This is a genomic window from Entomomonas moraniae, assembly GCF_003991975.1.
Lineage (GTDB): Bacteria > Pseudomonadota > Gammaproteobacteria > Pseudomonadales > Pseudomonadaceae > Entomomonas > Entomomonas moraniae.
Genome location: NZ_CP029822.1, coordinates 2,952,090 through 2,971,525, shown reverse-complemented (window position 1 = coordinate 2,971,525; position 19,436 = coordinate 2,952,090). Strand labels below are relative to the sequence as shown.

24 protein-coding genes are annotated in these 19,436 nt (G+C 36.9%); 14 read left to right on the top strand and 10 right to left on the bottom strand.

The features are described 5' to 3' along the window. Positions 1–51: 51 nt before the first annotated feature. From DM558_RS13935 to sodB, 4 genes are all read left to right on the top strand, one after another. Positions 52–330: an integration host factor subunit beta gene (locus DM558_RS13935; protein ID WP_127164507.1), complete on the top strand. Its 279-nt coding sequence runs from the start codon at positions 52–54 to the stop codon at positions 328–330. Between the two features lie 25 nt (positions 331–355). Beyond that, positions 356–658 (top strand): lipopolysaccharide assembly protein LapA domain-containing protein, encoded by a 303-nt coding sequence (locus DM558_RS13930; protein WP_109703963.1) that lies wholly within the window; start codon positions 356–358, stop codon positions 656–658. A gap of 20 nt (positions 659–678) precedes the next feature. Then, the gene (argB, locus tag DM558_RS13925) at positions 679–1,575 is read left to right on the top strand and encodes an acetylglutamate kinase (protein ID WP_127164506.1); all 897 of its coding nucleotides are present in this window, start codon (positions 679–681) and stop codon (positions 1,573–1,575) included. A gap of 114 nt (positions 1,576–1,689) precedes the next feature. After that, positions 1,690–2,268, top strand: a complete 579-nt coding sequence (gene sodB, locus DM558_RS13920) for a superoxide dismutase [Fe] (protein WP_127164505.1) — start codon at positions 1,690–1,692, stop codon at positions 2,266–2,268. Between the two features lie 57 nt (positions 2,269–2,325). On the opposite strand, the gene msbA is transcribed toward sodB, so the two are convergent. From msbA to rho, 3 genes are all read right to left on the bottom strand, one after another. Beyond that, positions 2,326–4,137: a lipid A export permease/ATP-binding protein MsbA gene (gene msbA, locus DM558_RS13915; protein ID WP_127164504.1), complete on the bottom strand. Its 1,812-nt coding sequence runs from the start codon at positions 4,135–4,137 to the stop codon at positions 2,326–2,328. Between the two features lie 82 nt (positions 4,138–4,219). Continuing rightward, entirely contained in the window at positions 4,220–5,686 is a 1,467-nt protein-coding gene (gene ubiD / locus DM558_RS13910; RefSeq protein WP_127164503.1) for a 4-hydroxy-3-polyprenylbenzoate decarboxylase, read from the bottom strand. 65 nt (positions 5,687–5,751) lie between these two features. Then, positions 5,752–7,011 (bottom strand): transcription termination factor Rho, encoded by a 1,260-nt coding sequence (rho, locus tag DM558_RS13905; protein ID WP_109703968.1) that lies wholly within the window; start codon positions 7,009–7,011, stop codon positions 5,752–5,754. Positions 7,012–7,618: 607 nt separating this feature from the next. Here rho and DM558_RS13900 point away from each other — a divergent pair. Both DM558_RS13900 and grxD read left to right on the top strand, forming a co-directional pair. Then, positions 7,619–8,917 carry a DEAD/DEAH box helicase gene (locus DM558_RS13900; RefSeq protein ID WP_164731467.1) on the top strand — a complete coding sequence of 433 codons (1,299 nt, stop codon included), beginning with the start codon at positions 7,619–7,621 and terminating at the stop codon, positions 8,915–8,917. Between the two features lie 86 nt (positions 8,918–9,003). Beyond that, the gene (grxD, locus tag DM558_RS13895; RefSeq protein ID WP_109703970.1) at positions 9,004–9,321 is read left to right on the top strand and encodes a Grx4 family monothiol glutaredoxin; all 318 of its coding nucleotides are present in this window, start codon (positions 9,004–9,006) and stop codon (positions 9,319–9,321) included. Positions 9,322–9,346: 25 nt separating this feature from the next. Here the strand turns inward: grxD and DM558_RS13890 are convergent, their stop codons facing one another. Continuing rightward, the gene (locus tag DM558_RS13890; RefSeq protein ID WP_127164501.1) at positions 9,347–9,943 is read right to left on the bottom strand and encodes a LysE/ArgO family amino acid transporter; all 597 of its coding nucleotides are present in this window, start codon (positions 9,941–9,943) and stop codon (positions 9,347–9,349) included. A gap of 78 nt (positions 9,944–10,021) precedes the next feature. Here DM558_RS13890 and DM558_RS13885 point away from each other — a divergent pair, with 78 nt between their 5' ends. Genes DM558_RS13885 through DM558_RS13870 form a run of 4 tightly spaced genes read left to right on the top strand, consistent with a single transcriptional unit; the run spans position 10,022 to position 12,831 of the window. Continuing rightward, entirely contained in the window at positions 10,022–10,414 is a 393-nt protein-coding gene (locus DM558_RS13885; protein ID WP_127164500.1) for an RNA-binding S4 domain-containing protein, read from the top strand. Between the two features lies 1 nt (position 10,415). After that, positions 10,416–11,393, top strand: a complete 978-nt coding sequence (gene birA / locus DM558_RS13880; RefSeq protein WP_127164499.1) for a bifunctional biotin--[acetyl-CoA-carboxylase] ligase/biotin operon repressor BirA — start codon at positions 10,416–10,418, stop codon at positions 11,391–11,393. Continuing rightward, on the top strand, positions 11,390–12,136 hold the full coding sequence (locus DM558_RS13875; protein ID WP_127164498.1) for a type III pantothenate kinase: 747 nt from the start codon (positions 11,390–11,392) through the stop codon (positions 12,134–12,136). The genes birA and DM558_RS13875 overlap by 4 nt, the downstream gene beginning before the upstream one ends. A gap of 2 nt (positions 12,137–12,138) precedes the next feature. Further along, positions 12,139–12,831, top strand: a complete 693-nt coding sequence (locus DM558_RS13870; protein WP_127164497.1) for a hypothetical protein — start codon at positions 12,139–12,141, stop codon at positions 12,829–12,831. Here the strand turns inward: DM558_RS13870 and DM558_RS13865 are convergent. The 6 genes from DM558_RS13865 to rsgA form a co-directional block, all read right to left on the bottom strand. Further along, entirely contained in the window at positions 12,815–13,264 is a 450-nt protein-coding gene (locus tag DM558_RS13865) for an NDR1/HIN1-like protein (protein WP_127164496.1), read from the bottom strand. The two genes, DM558_RS13870 and DM558_RS13865, sit on opposite strands and share 17 nt — an antisense overlap. Before the next feature lie 217 nt (positions 13,265–13,481). Next, positions 13,482–14,156 (bottom strand): tRNA (adenosine(37)-N6)-threonylcarbamoyltransferase complex dimerization subunit type 1 TsaB, encoded by a 675-nt coding sequence (gene tsaB / locus DM558_RS13860; RefSeq protein WP_127164495.1) that lies wholly within the window; start codon positions 14,154–14,156, stop codon positions 13,482–13,484. A gap of 48 nt (positions 14,157–14,204) precedes the next feature. Further along, positions 14,205–14,852 carry an adenylate kinase gene (adk, locus tag DM558_RS13855; protein ID WP_127164494.1) on the bottom strand — a complete coding sequence of 216 codons (648 nt, stop codon included), beginning with the start codon at positions 14,850–14,852 and terminating at the stop codon, positions 14,205–14,207. A gap of 194 nt (positions 14,853–15,046) precedes the next feature. Next, positions 15,047–15,751, bottom strand: a complete 705-nt coding sequence (locus tag DM558_RS13850; RefSeq protein ID WP_109703978.1) for an OmpW/AlkL family protein — start codon at positions 15,749–15,751, stop codon at positions 15,047–15,049. A gap of 203 nt (positions 15,752–15,954) precedes the next feature. Continuing rightward, positions 15,955–16,827, bottom strand: coding sequence for a thioredoxin (gene trxA, locus DM558_RS13845; protein ID WP_407644293.1), 873 nt, complete (start codon positions 16,825–16,827; stop codon positions 15,955–15,957). A 33-nt stretch (positions 16,828–16,860) separates the two neighbouring features. Further along, positions 16,861–17,877, bottom strand: a complete 1,017-nt coding sequence (rsgA, locus tag DM558_RS13840) for a small ribosomal subunit biogenesis GTPase RsgA (protein WP_127164493.1) — start codon at positions 17,875–17,877, stop codon at positions 16,861–16,863. Between the two features lie 179 nt (positions 17,878–18,056). On the opposite strand from rsgA, the gene DM558_RS13835 reads away from it, so the two are divergent. The 4 genes from DM558_RS13835 (at position 18,057) to orn (ending at position 19,435) form a co-directional block, all read left to right on the top strand. Continuing rightward, positions 18,057–18,323 (top strand): hypothetical protein, encoded by a 267-nt coding sequence (locus tag DM558_RS13835; RefSeq protein ID WP_127164492.1) that lies wholly within the window; start codon positions 18,057–18,059, stop codon positions 18,321–18,323. Between the two features lie 16 nt (positions 18,324–18,339). After that, positions 18,340–18,549, top strand: a complete 210-nt coding sequence (locus DM558_RS16085; protein WP_407644292.1) for a zinc-ribbon domain-containing protein — start codon at positions 18,340–18,342, stop codon at positions 18,547–18,549. Further along, positions 18,530–18,694, top strand: coding sequence for a hypothetical protein (locus DM558_RS15680; protein ID WP_164731466.1), 165 nt, complete (start codon positions 18,530–18,532; stop codon positions 18,692–18,694). The genes DM558_RS16085 and DM558_RS15680 overlap by 20 nt, the downstream gene beginning before the upstream one ends. Positions 18,695–18,886: 192 nt before the next feature. Then, entirely contained in the window at positions 18,887–19,435 is a 549-nt protein-coding gene (gene orn / locus DM558_RS13830; protein WP_127164491.1) for an oligoribonuclease, read from the top strand. Position 19,436 lies beyond the last annotated feature (1 nt).

Below are 19,436 nucleotides of genomic sequence, written 5' to 3'. Positions count from 1 at the left end.
CTCTTTCAGCATATAACAATAAGCCGTTTTTTTAGACTAGCAGGAAAGCTTATGAATAAATCAGAGTTAATAGATAAAATTGCATCAAAACACAATCTCTTACCTTTAAAAACAGTAGAAAATGCTGTAAAACTATTATTAGACCAGCTTTCCAATTCATTAGAAATGGGACAACGCGTTGAAGTTAGAGGGTTTGGAAGTTTCTCACTCCACTATCGCAAACCTCGACAAGGGCGTAACCCCAAAACAGGTGAGTCCGTTTCATTAACAGGTAAATTCGTTCCACACTTCAAACCGGGTAAGGAATTGAGAGATAGAGTTAATCTATAACACTACTGACGATAAAGGAAAGGTAATGCGCCGTTTTCAGCAAGTACTCTTATTTATAATGCTGCTCATTGTGGCTGCATTTATATTAATATTCATCTTAGAGAATAATGCAGAAGTAGCTATTAGCTTCTTAAGCTTGACTAGCCCTACACTGCCTATTGCAGTGTTTATAGTTACTGCATTTTTATTAGGATTAGTACTCGCATTAGTTATTGGCTATGTCGTATTACTTAAAGTAAAAATCAAACTGACGTTAACTAAAAAACAATTAGCCGCTTGTAAAAAAGAGTTAGCCAATAAAAATTCAGCTACACTTTTAGTCAAGTAACCTTAAGGAGTCGATATTTTATGTTACTTGACCATGATAAAGCCGCCCATGTTGCTAAAGTACTCACAGAAGCATTACCTTATATCCAACGTTATGTTGGTAAAACCCTTGTCATCAAATATGGCGGCAACGCCATGGAAAGCGAAGAGTTAAAAAATAGCTTTGCCCGTGATATTGTTTCGATGAAGGCTGTAGGGATTAATCCTATTGTTGTACATGGTGGTGGGCCTCAAATAGGTGATCTACTTAAACGCTTATCCATTGAAAGCCACTTTATTAACGGTATGCGAGTAACTGATAGTAAAACCATGGACGTTGTTGAAATGGTTTTAGGTGGTTCAGTTAATAAAGAAATTGTAAGTTTAATAAACCAAAATGGTGGCAATGCCATCGGTTTAACAGGCAAAGATGCGCGTTTAATTCAAGCCAAAAAACTCAATGTCACTCATAAAACTTCTGAAATGGCAGCCCCTGAAATTATTGATGTTGGGCAAGTAGGTGAAGTTGCAGGTATTAATACTAACCTACTCAATATGCTTGTTAGCAGTGATTTTATCCCTGTTATCGCTCCCATTGGGGTAGGAGATGATGGAACATCTTACAACATTAATGCCGATCTTGTCGCAGGCAAAGTAGCAGAGGCAGTTAAAGCAGAAAAATTAATGTTACTAACCAATATTGCAGGACTTCTAGATAAAGAAGGCAATATTCTGACTGGGCTAACAACCCAACAAGTTGATGAACTTATCGAAAATGGCACTATTTACGGGGGTATGTTACCTAAAATTCAGTGTGCATTAGATGCTGTAAAAGGTGGTGTCGGCAGTGCCCTCATCCTAGATGGTCGTGTCGCTAACGCCATTCTCTTAGAAATATTTACTGACAAAGGTATTGGTACACTCATTACCTGTCACTAATCTTATATTTACATACAATTAGCCAGTGTTTATTTATGCTGTTTAGGTGTATGATAAATTGATTAAAATCAATAATAACTTAATACTCTAACCTGATGAAAATGGAGAATAGATATGGCTTTTGAATTACCAGTACTTCCTTATGCTAAAAATGCATTGGTGCCTCATATTTCTGAGGAAACTATTGAGTATCATTATGGTAAACATCACCAAACCTATGTCAACACACTAAACACATTGGTTCCTGGAACAGAATTTGAAGGCAAAACACTAGAAGAAATCATTAAAACCTCTTCTGGTGGTATCTTCAACAACGCTGCCCAAGTTTGGAATCATACATTTTACTGGAATTGCTTAAAACCAAATGGTGGTGGTGAACCAACAGGCGCCTTAGCTGATGCTATCAATAAAACTTTTGGATCTTTTGAGAAGTTTAAAGAAGAGTTTACTAAAACTTCTATCGGTACCTTTGGTTCTGGTTGGGCTTGGCTTGTAAAAAAAGCAGATGGCTCTTTAGCTCTTGCTAGCACTATTGGTGCAGGCAACCCAATGACATCAGGCGATAAACCTTTATTGACGTGTGATGTTTGGGAACATGCTTATTACATCGACTACCGTAACCTACGTCCTAAATATTTAGAAAACTTCTGGGCTTTAGTTAACTGGGAATTCGTTGCTAAAAACTTTGCTTAATTATTAAATTCCTCAATAAAAAACGAGAAGCTATTTAGCTTCTCTTTTTTATTATATTTAATCACTCAATGATTCTATATGTGCCTCATCTTTTTCTTTAAAACCTAACGCATGCAGTTTTGCATAAACACCATCTAAAGAGAGTAGATCACTGTGAGTTCCTCTTTCTACAATCTCACCATTCTCCATCACTAAAATTAGATCTGCTTTTTCAATAGTTGATAAGCGGTGTGCAATAACTAAGGTCGTTCGCCCTTCCATGACGCTATCAAGCGCATCTTGAATATGTCGCTCAGATTCAGTATCTAACGCTGAGGTTGCCTCATCCAAAATAAGCAAAGGAGCATTTTTTAATAATGCTCTTGATATCGAAAGCCGTTGTCTCTGCCCACCAGATAACTTAACACCATTTTCCCCTATCAATGTCTGATAACCATCAGACAAACGCTCAATAAACTCATCTGCATAAGCAGCCTTTGTTGCTTTTTTTACCTTTTCAAGCGGTGTATCCGCTAAAATACCGTAGGCAATATTTTTGAAAACAGTCGTATTAAATAAAGAGACTTGTTGAGTGACTAATGAAATATGTTTGCGCAAGTTAGATAACTTATATTCATTAACATCTATATCATCAAGAAGAATTTGTCCTTGTGAATATTGATAAAAACGTGGAATAAGATTTGCCAATGTTGATTTTCCACTGCCGGAACGCCCCACTAAAGCAATCATTTGTCCTGGTTCAATCGTAAAGCTAATATCTTTTAATACCTCTTTATTGGTACCTGGATAAGTAAATGCGAGATTTCTGACTTCTAAGCGACCTTTAACATCTTCTTTCTCTATCGTACCATTATCTTCTTCTGGTGCTTCGTCTAATACCTCAAAAATACTTTCAGCACCAGCCAAACCTTTTTGAATATTAGAGCTGACTTCCGATAGTTGACGTATGGGTTTAGGCAATAAACCCGCTGCTGTAATATAAGCAACTAACTCGCCTGCAGTAGCATCACCACGTAATGCTAAAACTAAAAATAATAATACTGACATCGCAGAATAAATAACCAACTGTAACAAGGGGGTATAAATAGCCCCTGTTCTCGTCATTTTTAGTTGTTTATCAACACTGTCTTGAGTCACTGAACGAAAACGTTCTGATTCGTATTTCTCGCCACCAAAACTACGTACAACACGGTAGTTTTGTACAGTTTCAGAGGTAACATGAGTTAAATCCCCCATCGCCATTTGAATTTTTTTACTTTGTTTTCGGAACTTCTTACCGGCCACAGTAACCATCACTGCGATAACAGGTAATATAGCAAGCATGACCAACGTCAGCTTCCAGTTCATGTACAGCAAATAGCAAAACAAGAAAATAACAGTCAATCCTTCCCTAAATATCACTTTAATGGCATCTGTTGCCGCCCCAGTGACCATATTGACATTAAATAAGATTAAAGAAACCATATGGCCTGAGTTACGATCGTCAAAATAGCGGCTAGGTAAAATAAAAAACTTATTAAACATCTCTAGTCTTAAGTCTTGCACCAAACCAAGCGTAACTCTAGCTAAAAAATACCCACCTAAAAAGGAACCAATTCCTTGCCAAATGGCAATTAATACTAAAAACACAGGAACGGCGTACACAAGATTTAAATCTTTTAATACAGGAATACCTGGAAACAGGGTTGTTGACTTACCATTCAACGCATCAACAAAATATTGTAAAATATGCGCAAGCATTGGCTGTGATGATGCAAAAATCATATAGCCCAAAATGCTAATCGCAAAAAAACCAACATAAGGCCTAACATACCTTAATAATCTAAAATAAATTTTTAAACTAGAAACTTGTTGTTTTGAGTTACTCATTGTTAATCATGTTCTTTTAAAAGTGGATTATAAAACCTATAAGGGCTCAACTCATTTTAACTATGTATATTATACACGCTTGCTAGTCTAGCCCCAACTCTGACCATATTTCATCAACATATTTAACCACCGAAGGATCTTTATGGATTGCCCTACCCCACTCGCGGCTTGTTTCACCAGGCCATTTATGTGTAGCATCTAGCCCCATTTTACTGCCCAACCCTGAAACCGGCGAGGCAAAATCTAAATAATCAATCGGTGTATTATCAATCAATACAGTATCACGCTTAGGATCCATTCGCGTTGTAATTGCCCAAATCACATCACTCCAATCTCGGGCATTAATATCATCATCAGTCACAACAACAAACTTAGTGTACATAAACTGCCGTAAAAAACTCCATACCCCCATCATGACGCGCTTTGCATGTCCTGGGTATTGCTTTTTCATCGTCACAATTGCCATACGATAAGAACAGCCTTCAGGCGGTAAATAGAAATCAACAATCTCTGGAAATTGTTTTTGTAATATCGGAACAAACACATCATTCAGAGCCAAACCTAAGATGGCAGGTTCATCTGGTGGTCGCCCTGTGTAAGTACTATGATAAATAGGATTTTCTCGATGGGTGATACGCTCTACAGTAAAGACGGGGAATTTATCCACCTCATTATAGTACCCTGTGTGATCACCAAAAGGACCTTCATCGGCCATTTCATTTGGATAAATGAACCCTTCCAACACAAACTCTGCCATGGCAGGGACTTGCAGATCATTACCAATACACTTTACCAGTTCGGTTTTTTGTCCACGTAACAATCCTGCAAAAGCATATTCTGACAAGCCGTCAGGAACAGGTGTCACAGCACCTAAAATCGTTGCAGGATCACACCCTAGCACTACAGAGATAGGAAAGGGTTCATTAGGGTACTTTTGCAACCACTCTTGATAGTCTAATGCTCCACCACGATGACTAAGCCAACGCATAATCACTTTATTGCGGCCTATAACTTGCTGACGATAAATACCCAAGTTTTGTCGATCTTTTGCCAACCCCTTAGTAACAACGATTCCCCATGTAATTAATGGCCCAGCATCTTCGGGCCAACAGGTTTGTACAGGTAGTTCGCCTAAGTTAACATCATCACCCTCTTTAATCACTGACTGGCAAACAGCATGCTTTACTAATTTAGGCGACATATTAAGGACTTTTTTAAAGAGCGGCAGTTTTTGCCATGCATCTTTTAATCCTTTAGGCGGTTCTGGTTCTTTTAGAAAAGCCAATAACTTACCAATTTCTGTTAACTGATTAATATCTTCAGTTCCCATGCCCAGAGCAACTCGCTTGGTTGTACCGAATAAATTGCCTAAGACGGGGATAGAATAACCTTTAGGGTTTTCAAATAGTAAAGCAGGCCCTTGCTTACGCAATGTGCGATCACAAACCTCAGTCATCTCCAGCACTGGAGAAATAGTTGTAGTAATACGCTTTAGTTCGCCCTTAGCTTCTAGGCCTTTAATAAAGTCTCTTAAATCTGCATATTGCATAAAGGTAAATGCCCATACTATTGATGTATATAATAAAGCCGCATTGCTGCGGCTTCATTATAGTATCATTTTCTCTTCATGGACTGGAAAAACTCATCGTTAGTTTTTGTATCTTTTAGTTTATCTAATAAGAACTCAATTGCGGCGATCTCTTCCATAGGATGAAGAATTTTACGTAAAATCCACATTCTTTGTAACTCATCTTCTGTCGTCAACAACTCTTCGCGACGAGTACCAGAACGATTGATATTAATGGCAGGGAAGACTCTCTTTTCAGAGATTTTACGGTCAAGTTGCAACTCCATGTTGCCTGTTCCCTTAAACTCTTCATAGATGACTTCATCCATCTTAGAGCCTGTATCAACCAGTGCAGTAGCTAAAATCGTTAAGCTACCTCCCTCCTCAATATTACGTGCGGCACCAAAAAAACGCTTAGGTTTTTCAAGCGCATGAGCATCGACACCACCGGTTAATACCTTGCCAGAACTAGGAATAACCGTATTATAAGCACGTGCTAAACGAGTAATAGAATCTAGTAAAATAACAACATCACGCTTATGTTCAACTAAACGCTTAGCTTTTTCTATCACCATTTCAGCTACTTGAACGTGGCGTATAGGAGGTTCATCAAATGTTGATGCAACCACTTCGCCACGCACTGTACGTTGCATTTCGGTTACTTCTTCAGGACGTTCATCAATCAATAACACTATGAGATGACATTCAGGATCATTACGTGTGATGTTACTGGCTATATTTTGTAGCATCAACGTTTTACCCGCTTTAGGCGGTGCTACAATTAAACCACGCTGTCCTTTACCGATAGGGGCACACAGATCAATCACTCGCCCTGTTAAGTCTTCAGTAGAACCATTCCCTGCTTCCATAATCAATCTTTGATCAGGAAATAGCGGCGTTAAGTTTTCAAATAAAATTTTATTTTTAGCATTTTCTGGTTGATCAAAGTTAATTGTATCGACCTTTAATAGTGCAAAATAACGCTCACCTTCTTTAGGTGGACGAATTTTACCAATGATGGTATCACCTGTACGTAAATTAAAACGTCTAATTTGACTAGGAGAAACATAAATATCATCTGGGCCTGCCAAATAAGAAGAATCAGCTGACCGCAAAAAACCAAATCCATCTGGTAATATTTCTAAAACACCATCACCAGAAATCTCTTCACCACTTTTAGCATGACGCTTTAGTAATGAGAAAATAATGTCTTGTTTACGTGAGCGGGCTAAATTTTCTAACCCCATTTGCTCGGCAATTTCTAATAATTCACCAATAGGCTTTTGTTTAAGTTCTGTAAGATTCATAAGAATGGAAACGGAGGTTATTTAAAGATAGATAGACTTTTCCATAACTCAAGAAAAGCGTTTGTAGAGATAACATATACAATAGCTGTAACAAGCTAGCTTTTGTTAGTATAGGTTGATATTTTAGCATTGTCTACATAAATTTTACCTTATATTACAAATGTTGCCTTGTAAAAAATAGGATATATAAAACTTTATTTTGATAAGTTGTAGGCTATTATTTTTATTGTTTTAGCCCACGCCATAAAATTTCTTATCGCTCTGTTATTAATAGGATACTTGTTTTGTTAATTGTACATACAAATATCTCTTTTATCATGTTGCCTTAATTGCTATTTTTATTGTTTTCTAGTCATTATTTTTATTTTTAACTGTATTTATTATTTTTATTCATACTTAAATAGTAAGCATATACTATGCCAGAAATGTATAACGATAAATTACAATAAGTTACAGTTTTTCTATTTCAAAATTATTTCTAAAACTCATTAAATGTTACCTTTTTACACAATAAGTGTTACCCTCACACCTTATTTTTATTTATCCGACACAATAAAATAGATAACGATATAATAGCCAACATTATAAACCTTTCATGAGCACAATAATGTTTGAACAATTCAAATTAAATGAGCGCCTATTAAAATCCCTAAATCAACTATCATTAACAAAACCGACAACGATTCAAGAAAAAGTTATTCCTTTAGCTATGCAAGGCAACGATTTATTTATTACAGCACAAACAGGTACAGGGAAAACTCTTAGTTATATTTTGCCATCATTAAATAATCTACTTGAAAACACACAACCGGGTAAGGGTTTACAAGTGCTAATCATATTGCCAACAAGAGAGTTAGCGCTGCAAACACAAAAAGTATTACAACAAATAGCACGCTATACTTTTTTTGAATCACTACTCGTAACAGGCGGAGAGGGATTACAAAATCAAGCAGCGAAGCTGCGTAAAAACCCCGATATCATCGTCGGAACACCTGGACGTCTTATTGAACAATGGGAAAAAAAGCAATTTTCTTTAGAAACACTACAAACACTTATTTTAGATGAAACCGACCGTATTCTTGATATGGGTTTTGGTGATGATGTTAATACTTTGATAGAAAACTGCCCGTCAACAAGACAAACACTGCTATTATCTGCGACAAAGGGAGATGAAGCATTAGAAAATCTTATTAATAAAATTGCTCCACACGCAACTGAGATACACTTAGAAACCGATGTACCTCATCAAAATATTACACAACAAGTTATTTTTGCTGACAATACAGCACACAAAGAAAGGCTTGTTGAATGGTTACTAGCAAACGAAAACCATCAAAAAGTAGTCATCTTTACCAATACCCGTCAACAAGCTAACCTACTTAGCGAAACCTTTATAGCCACTCAAATAAAACATACGGTGTTGCACAGTGATAAAACAGCCGACGAACGTAAGCAAATTATTCATCAACTAAATCAAAAGCACAACATTATCTTAATCGCCACCGATGTCGCGGCTCGAGGGATTGATATTCCATTACTAGATCTTGTCATCAACTTCGATATACCGACCACAGCAGATGAATACACACATCGTATAGGAAGAACAGGACGTATGGAAAACTTAGGGCTAGCCATCTCCCTTGTTATACCAACCGACTGGAAAAACTATACCAATATTAAAAAAAGCAAAAATAATAGTATCGAAGAACGTGTTATAACTCCTTTACTAGGTAAGTTCCAAGGAGAAAAAACAGCTCCCGCCTATCGTTCTCCAGCTAAAACAGATAAAAAACCTGTTCCGCAAAAAAATCATACACAAAAAAACAGCAAGCCTGATAAAACCAAAATTCATCGTTCTAAACTCGTGAGCGAAGATGGTTTCGCCCCTTTAAAAAAGAAAAAATAATTATTAATTAGTAACAATATCGCTACAAATTAGCCAAGCAAAAAGGTAAACTTTACAAAATTTTAAGCCCACTTAGAGGAAAGACCGTGGATACTATTGAAACTATTAAAGAACAAATTGCCAATAATCCTGTATTAATTTATATGAAAGGCTCCCCTAATGCGCCACAATGTGGGTTTTCTGCCAGAGCTGTTCAGGTGCTTATTGATTGTGGTGAAAAATTTGCCTACGTTGATATCTTACAACACCCAGACATTCGTGCTGAACTGCCTAAATACGCAAATTGGCCAACTTTCCCCCAGTTGTGGATTAATGGCGAACTCATTGGCGGTAGCGATATTTTATTAGAAATGCATGAAAAAGGTGAACTTCAGCCTTTAATCAAAGCGGCTGTTAGTAAGTAATAAAAAGGGTGATTAAATCACCCTTTTAAATAATTAATTTAACGGCAATAAACCACATCACAACACCTATTAAACCATCTAAAATTCGCCATGACACAGGTTTAGTAAATAATGGTTTTAATAGACGTGCACCATAGCCCAAGGCAAAGAAAAATACAAAAGAAGCTCCTATAGCCCCAATGGCAAAGTAACCATGTCCATCAGGGTATTGATTGGCAATAGAGCCTAATAATAAAACTGTATCTAAATAAACGTGGGGATTTAACCATGTTAATGCTAGGCAAATAAGAACTGTCGACTTCAGTGAGCGACCGCTCTGTTCAGACACTTTTAGTGCATTGTGATTTGTAAAGGCTCGCCAGAAACTCATTGCACCATAACAAAATAAAAAAGCAAAGCCAATATAGCGTACAACCCATTCTAAACTAGGAATAAATTTAATAACAAAGGATAAACCAAACACGCCAATAGAAATCAATATAGCATCAGAGACAGCACAAACTAAACATACCCAGAATACGTGTTGACGATATAATCCCTGCCTTAAGATAAAAGCATTCTGTGCCCCTATCGCCACAATTAACGATAGCCCTAAACTAAACCCTGCTAGCATTGCATACATTTAACAATCCCAATGACTTCTTTGTCCAAAATCACTATAATGACGCAAATACTTGACTAAAACAATAGGACTGCTATTTTGACAGAACAAGTAATTATCTCCTGTCGCCTCGACAAATGGCTTTGGGCCGCACGCTTTTTTAAAACAAGAAATATCGCAAAAGAAGCCATTGCAGGTGGAAAAATACACTTTCAAGGTGAACGTTGCAAACCCGCTAAATGTATTCAGATAGGTGATGAATTAACCATACGCATTGGTTACGATACGAGGACAATCATTATTAAAGCGCTTTCCGAAATACGACGTGCGGCCCCCGAAGCTCAGAAGTTATATGAAGAAACACCCGAAAGTATAAAAACACGAGAACAAGCAGCAGCACAAAGAAAATTAGGAATGATCAGTATCCAAACAGAAGGTCGTCCAACTAAGAAACAACGTCGCCAAATCCATCAATTCCGCGAATCGAATTAAAATGATAACACTGATAACACTGCTTTCAGATGGAAAATTTCACTCTGGAGAAGAATTAGGGAAGCACTTTAAAATTAGTCGCGCCGCTATCTGGAAACAATTAAAAAAACTACAAAATGACTTTGGACTCACTGTTGATAGCGTTAGGGGAAAGGGCTATCGTTTAAATACGCCACTCAGCTTATTAGAAATACAACGGCTCTCTAAAGAGATTACACAATGGCCTATTACTGTATTACCAAGTATAAACTCTACCAATACTGAATGCTTTTACCTACTACAATTAGGCGCCCGCCCTCCGTTTGCTATCACCTCAGAACAACAAACGGCAGGTAAAGGACGTCGAGGGCGAGAATGGGCAAGCCCTTTTGGCAGAAATATTTATTACAGTCTGATGGTAACATTAAAAAATGGCTCTCAACAACTCGAGGGGCTCAGTTTAACCATTGGGCTCGCTGTTCTAAAAACATTAAAAAAAATAGGCATTAATGACGTAGGATTAAAGTGGCCCAATGATTTATTAGTTAACAATAAAAAAGTTTGTGGTATTTTAATAGAACTTCAAGGTGACCCTGCTGATCTTTACAACGTTGTTATAGGTATCGGTATTAATGTCAATATGCCCTCTTTATCATTAAACATCGATCAACCGTGGACATCGTTACAACAAGAGCTTGGACAATTAATAGACCGTAATAACTTATTAATTGAGCTCAATCATTCTCTTGCTCATTACTTAGACATTCACACCCAACAAGGTTTTGAATACTTAAAAAATGAATGGGAAGAAAATAATGTATGGCAAAACAAGACAGTCAATTTACTACAAGGAAATCAAGTAACTACAGGAGTTATGACGGGTATCGATAAAACAGGGGCATTAAAACTATTGGTTAATAATGAAATTCAACATTTTAATGCTGGTGAAGTTAGTTTAAGATTAGCACCCTCATCGGTTAACAATGAAAACCTATCATGATTCTTGAAATTGATTGCGGAAATAGCCTAATAAAATGGCGCATTGTAAACAATCATAATGATGTAATGATGCGCGGTGCTAATCAGCAATTACAGCAAATACTTGTTGATATAAATTGCTATCAAGCCCCCCTGCAATTTTGTCGTTTAGTCAGTGTTCGCTCTGAAGAAGAGACGTTACAACTCATTGATCACATAAAAAACCGTTATAATATTCCCATAAAACAAGCACTTTCTAAAAGCGAGTCTTTAGGAGTCATCAACGGTTATAATGATTATACGCGCTTAGGTGCTGATCGTTGGGCCGCCATAGTGGCCAGTTATCAATATAGCCAAACAGCAACCGTTGTGCTAGGGTTTGGAACAGCCATTACCAGTGACTTTATCGATAAAAATGGTCAACACCTTGGGGGATTCATTACACCGGGACTCCTTCTGATGCGCCAACAACTTCTTTCGCATACTAGTCGTATTTATTATGATGAAACGGTTGCTAAAATGCTATCATCAACGGATAAGTTATTGGGAAAATCAACAGAGGAAGCTATCAACAGCGGCTGTCATATAATGATTCAAGGATTCATTAGCCAACAACTTATTTTAGCTAATAAGTACCTTGGTCAATCATTTAAACTTTATGCCCATGGTGGTGATGCTATACACTTTAATATTCCTAATATGTCTCACATGCCCGACTTAGTATTTAATGGTTTGGCTTTTTTATACCCATTTTCGGATGATTGATAATGCGTTGGTTATTTGTTTTTTTAGTGTTTTTAAATCTATTTTTTTATGTTTGGCAAAAACAACAAACAACCACTGTCCCACAAAAAATAGCAGTCGAACCAGAACAAATCCCCACCATTCAATTGGTAAAAGAACACCCCGAATTAACAAAACCACATAGAGTCGAGCAATCTGTAGAACAAATCACAGAAACTCCTAACACGCCTAAAGAACCAATAATCTGTTTATATATTGGTGGCTTTACTAACCCAGATCAGCTTACAGTTATCAGTTCGTATATAAAAAAGATTGATCCAAATATTAAGTTAGATGTCGTTAAACCCGACACGATCCCCACCGTTGAGCTTTACGTCGCCACAACAAGTACTGAGCAGTTACAAACACTTGAACAACTGGATAAACTTTCAATTAACTCTTTAATTATTCTACGCGGTGTACTAAAAGACGACATTAGCCTAGGACTTTTTTCTAATGAAGAAGACTATGCAGACATTAAAAAAGCACTAGCCAATACTAATATAGCAATCAAAATAAATAAACTGCCTAAATCGGCCACAAGCCATTGGTTACAAATACCCAACAGTCAATATTCACTGTTTACTCATGAGCAACTACTTACATTGGTCAAAAGGTTTCCAACAGCTCAACAAGCACTCATGCCATGTAGCGCAACTGCTAAAAACCTAAATTAGGCATTAATTTTTGTAACTTATTCAACTTTTTCATAGGAAGCTGATCTTGAGTCAATGTACTGGTGTAATGAATATCAGAGACTTGCTGATAAAGCAAGCTACCTGTATTTAACTCGCCAGTTAAATAATAATTTAGTTGCCCACTTTCCCTAACAATAGCAAAAACAGGGCCTAATTGCTCCCAGATATTGGTTGAAAAGAAAATCTCTATTTCCTGTGTTGAGAAAGCAGGCACAGCTTTCCAAATTAACTCTTCCCCTGAGGTAATTTCTAGATCACTCAGCATAACTTTATAATTTAATCGTCTGACAAACAACTCCTGACTGCTTTTATTATTAATGGCCATGGTCAGTTTAAAACGTTGTTCAAAAGGGCTAACCCTTAATAATTGAAGACTTTCCATCGTCACATCAATTGGTCTGTTATTTGTCACAACACATCCAGACAAAGTCATTAGGACTAGTAATATGAATATTTGTTGTAGTTTCATCGTATTCAATAAAGCAACTATTTAGCTTTTAGAGGCTAACAATCTAACACGAAAAGTTCTTATTAATCAAACTTCTCTTGCAAAAGCTAATTATTTATAAATCTACTTTAGTATAAAAACGCATAGCTCTTTGCAGATTAATGCCCATAATACAACAACGCTATATTTGATTTTTAGGCGTTGCAACATTATTTCTTAAATAAATAGGTTCTGCTCCACTTGCCGTAATAGCAACTCCTCTTTGCCACGCCGACAATGCTAAAGTCAATAAATCATTAGCGTTAGGTAACAAATTACTATCCACTATGTCACAACTCACCGGTATCTGTGCTGCATACCTCCAACCAGTTCCAACGCCAAACCAATTCATTGAGTCAAATGGTAACGCTACATTTTCAGGTGCAACAACTTGCTCATTACCAACTAAAGTCATTTCACCATTATGTAATGCGTAACATCCCCAATATATCTCATTCATTCGTGCATCTATCGCAACAGCAACTCGCTCTATCTGATACTTACGCCAAGCTCTTTGTGCAATAATCGCCAAATTTGATACAGGGATAACAGGTTTATCTAATGCGAAGGCTAATCCTTGAACAATCCCTGCTGCGATACGGATACCTGTAAAAGCGCCAGGCCCACAGCCAAAAGCCAAACCTTCGATATCATCTAACTTACACCCCGCCCCATTTATAACATTATGAATCATTGGTAAAATTTGCTGAGCATGCAACCGAGGAATGACTTCATAACAGTTATAAATACGGTCGTTACACAGCAAAGCGACTGAACAAGCCTCTGTTGCCGTATCGAGTGCTAATAAAGTTGTCATATTTTTATCAAGTAATGGCAATAATGATTAGACATTATACTGAAATACTTAATTAAGCGCTCGTAATACTTTTTGAGTGATCTCATCAACAGTGCCCACACCTAAAATACGCACGCACTTTGGACTCCCTTCTTTTTGTGATAACTGTTGATAGAAGTTAACAAGGGGTTCAGTTAAGTCGTGATATTCAACTAAACGTTTACGAACAGTTTCTTCTATATCATCTTTACGTTGAATAAGTTCTTCACCCGTAATATCATCTCTGCCTTCAACCTTAGGGGGATTATGTAGTACATGATAAACTCTACCCGATGGTTCATGCACACGTCGACCAGAAACACGCTGAACCACAACTTCATCTTCAACTGCTATTTCAAGCACATAGTCAATATTAATACCTGCTTCACACAGCGCTTCTGCTTGCGGAATTGTGCGAGGAAAACCATCAAATAAAAAACCGTTTTTTGCATCGTCTTTTGCAATACGCTCTTTCACTAGATTAATAATTAAGTCATCAGAGACCAATTTGCCTTGCGCCATAACTTCTTTTGCCTGCAAGCCTAATGGAGTTCCTGCACGAACGGCCGCACGTAACATATCACCTGTAGAAATTTGTGGAATATTGAATTTTTCTGTAATAAAACGTGCTTGAGTACCTTTACCTGCCCCTGGTGCACCTAGCAAAATAATACGCATATAATTAACTCCATAGCCTTATTAAAAAACAATACGTAATGAGAAGCTTCTACTTTTAATTATAGTGCTTACCTATTCGTATTTATAATTATTAAAAGATAACAATACATAAAAAAACCAAATTAAGTCAACTGCTAGCTTATAATTTACTAATAAAAAAGGCACCCGCAGGTGCCTTTTTATAATCAGTCAAATTAAAGACTGAATTTGTAACCAATACCTACCATGTATACCCATGGATTAACATCTAAATCTACTTTAACACGTGTTGCAAGTGCTCGTGAATAAACTGTTGCACGTGTATCAATATTAATATAACGAACTTGAGCATTTAGCATCAACTTGTCAGTGATCATGTAATCTGCACCAAATTGAGCAGCCCATCCCCATGTGTTTCTAACACGGAAATTTTGGAACTCTGCACCACCATCTTTTGCAGAATTACTTAATTTTTCATTGAAGAACCAAGTATAGTTAACACCCACGCCTACGTAAGGCTGAAAAGCTTGGGTAGGGTCAGCAGGGTAGTAAACCACGCTTAGAGTAGGAGGTAAATGTGAGACTTTACCTAATTTTCCATTAGCTGCAGCCACACTTGTTCCTTTAACTCTTACATTATGAGTAAAAGGTGTTGCGCCTAGTAACTCAACACCGAGGTGATCAGTAAACATGTAGGCAAAGTTTAATCCTAACTGAGTATCGCTATCTAGCGTAGCTTTTCCGCCGAGATTTGCTCCAGCGGCAGCACCACGATCACCTTTAATGCTACTACTATGCTCGTGAGGGCTAACAGTAACGGCACCTGCACGAATAATAATATCACCCGTTTTATGTGCATGAACCATAGGGGCTGCTAAAGTAATAGCAAGCAAAGAGGTAGCAAGAATAGATTTTTTCATAGATACTCCGATTTTTTATTAGGTTTGAGTATTAGATTAACCCTTTAAAAATCTAAACAGCAAGAATAAGGGCCAAAGTTAGTGTTAGTTTTTAAATTATAATGTCAAAAAAAATGAATGCATTTATTACAAAATGTTTGTTCATCTTCCTGACAGCTAAAAATACAAAATGCCCTTATTGTTGATCTTAAACAATAAATTAATCAATAAAGTGCCTGATATAATTTTCGGCGATAGTTTATGACGTGAGGATCATCTGCGCCTATTAACTCAAAAAGCTGAATTAATGCTTTTCTTGGTATACCCTCTTGATAATTACTATTATGTATAAATAATGAAAACAATAACTCCATGGCCTTTTCATATTGTTTTTGTAACACAAAGTTAATGGCCAATTGATAAGTTAACTCATCATTAGGTTGCTCTTGGTATCTTTTTTGTAATACAGTAATATCAGTTTCCGAGAAACTCTGCGCCTCTCTTAAAAAAGCTAGCAGGGCTTTAGCCGCAGCTAACTCTTTTTTATAATCTTCTTCGCTAACTGATGAGAGGATGGTTTCAGCCTCACCTAGCTCTCCCATATCGGCTAAACAACGAGCATATAAGATTAAAGCAGACATATTTTTATTATCTACGTCTAGTGAACTTTGCAATATTTTTTTCGCTTGCTCAACCTTATTTGCATCATAGAGTGCTTTAGCTTGATCTAGCTCACTTCCTTGTACCTCTGGTAGCTGTACATGTTTTTCTAACATTTTGCGTATTATTGACTCAGTACTTGCACCTGTAAACCCATCAATAGGTTGCCCGTCTTTAAAAAGAACAACAGTCGGTAAACTACGTACCCCGAACTGAGCAACTATTTGTTGCTGTTCATCACAATTTATTTTAGCAAGTACCAACTCGCCTTGATAACTCGCAACAATCTCTTCCAATAAAGGGGTTAATGTTTTACAAGGCTCACACCAATCAGCCCAAAAATCAATAAGAACGGGCTTACTAGATGACCCCTCAATGACCACTTGGTTAAAGTTCTCTACGGTTACATCAATCATTAATATGGGTTCATTTATCATCTTTTTATCTCTACGCTCTTATATAAGTATATGTTAGTCATCAATCATTAAGCTTTCTAAAATATGCCGATAACTATCCATTCGCTTTAAACTAATATTGCCATCCGTAATAGCTTTTAACAAGGCACAGCCTGGCTCATGCTGATGGCTACAATTACGGAACTTACAGTGTCCTAAATAAGGTTGGAACTCGATAAATCCTTGCTCAATGACTTCTTTATTGGTATGCGTTAATGCAAAATCTCTGATTCCTGGAGAGTCCACAAGATCCCCTCCAGAGGGCAAATGAAATAATTTTGCCGTTGTTGTCGTATGAGCGCCTTTATTGGTTGCTTCTGACAATGAGCCTACTCGTAAATCGGCAGCAGGTAGCAAGGTATTAATCAATGATGATTTGCCTACCCCTGACTGCCCTACAAATACACTTGTACAATCATGAAGCAGTAATTGTAGCTGCTCTATTGTTTCAGGCATAACAGTCGAAACTTCCAATACCTGATAATTTAACTGTCGATAAATGTCCAATAATTCGATTATTTCTTGCTCATTTTGCTGATTAACTAGGTCTAACTTATTGAGTAGTAGTAAAGGCCTAATCCCCGAATACTGTGCAGCAATTAAATAGCGATCAATTAAATTTGCATAAGGGGTAGGTACTGGCGCAAAAACAATCACTAATAAATTTACATTCGCAGCAATTATTTTGATACGACCAAAACTATCTGTACGGCACAACTCCGTAGTTCTTGGTTGTAATGCCGTGATAATGCCATTTTGTTGGTTACCCGCACGCCAAACCACTTTATCTCCGGTGACAATAGTGGGTAAATTCGCTCTTAGGTAGCAACGATAACGTTCACCGTGATTATCCTCTACTTCCGCTTGGATACCAAAATGTGCTGTTATCAACCCTGACTGTTCCTCACCAAATTCGCCGCCTAGCAAATCCTCTTGCAGTTTTACGTCTCGTTGATTCGCTCGAGTCGTTCGCTCCTGCTGGATTTTTTCAATACGCCATTGTTGATGCTTAGTAAGACGGCGCTTAGCCATATATTTCTTCTCATTGATATGTTTATACTGCTTACCATTTTATAATAAAAACAGTTTAATCATTAAATTAATTGCTATAGTAGATACCCAATGTATCCTACAAATACAAAGCACCTTTAACTCAGTATCGTATAATATAGCACCCGTTATTTATTAAGCGTTTTGTAACAGGAAGTCCTATGGCCTTAATCACGTGTAACCTATGTTCCCAAAGTATTTCTGATAAAGCAAGAGCTTGCCCATGCTGTCGATGTGAACATCGTCAAAATGATGACGATGAAATCAAACAAAATATTTTACTAACCTTAATTCCTCTAGTAGCCCTAATTATTTTGGTATGTATTTGGAATTTAATTGTTAATATTATTGCTGGCTTAATCATCGCCGCTATTGTTATCGCTATTATAGTTGCACTTATGTATATTATAGCAGGCATGGCAAATTAGCCATAAGGACTTATCTTTGACTTTTGATCAATGCCCAGAATGTAATCAACCAGTATCTTCAAATAAAAGAACTTGTAATCACTGTGGCTACCCATTAAAAGGGGAATTAATCCCTTTCCTATACCATAATATGAGGTTCAGCTTTATTCTATTTAGCCTTGTAGTTATCACCATAGAAACTGTTAGTTTTAGATTCTCTCCAGAGTATGACGCCTTCATTATCTAGCCAAAATGCCCCTCAGAATCAAAATTTAACCATTGAAGTGAATGGCGTAGGCGTCTCTGTTAATTTAACATCTATTAAAGAAAAGATTAAAAACATAAAGCAAAGAAACAAGAAAACACACAACCGCAAACAGATAACTAGCTAGTATAAAGCTGATTTTTCGCAAGAATATGCACTTAAAGTCCAGTATATATTTAATATATTATGTACTTTTATAGAAAGCGGTGTATTTAGCCGATTTTTTTTGCAAAAAATGGTCAGACAGCGCAGAATACATCATCTCGTTTAGATTTATTATAAGCGTATATTTGTTAGAGTTATTATTAAGAGAATTTTTATGCAAAACCCAAACAATCTAATATGGATTGACCTTGAAATGACAGGACTAAACCCTGATAAGGATGTTATTATTGAAATCGCTTCTCTGATTACAGACAGTGAACTCAATCTCTTAGCAGAAGGCCCTGTTATTGCGATTCATCAACCAAATGAAATATTAGACGCTATGGATGAGTGGAACACAACACAGCATGGACGCTCAGGTCTCATACAACGTGTCCAAGACAGTAACATATCAACAGCTGAAGCTGAAGCATTGACCCTAGACTTCTTTAAACAATGGGTTCCTGCTAATTGCTCACCTATTTGTGGTAATAGCATTTGCCAAGATAGACGCTTTCTTTATCGTTTAATGCCAAAACTGGAGTCTTTTTTTCACTACCGTAACCTTGATGTTTCTACACTTAAGGAATTAGCGAAACGTTGGCAGCCTGAAATATTAAATAACTTTAGAAAGAATAACTCACACCTTGCAATGGATGATATAAAAGACTCCCTTGCAGAACTGAAACATTACAGACAATACTTTATTCGACAACCAAAATAAA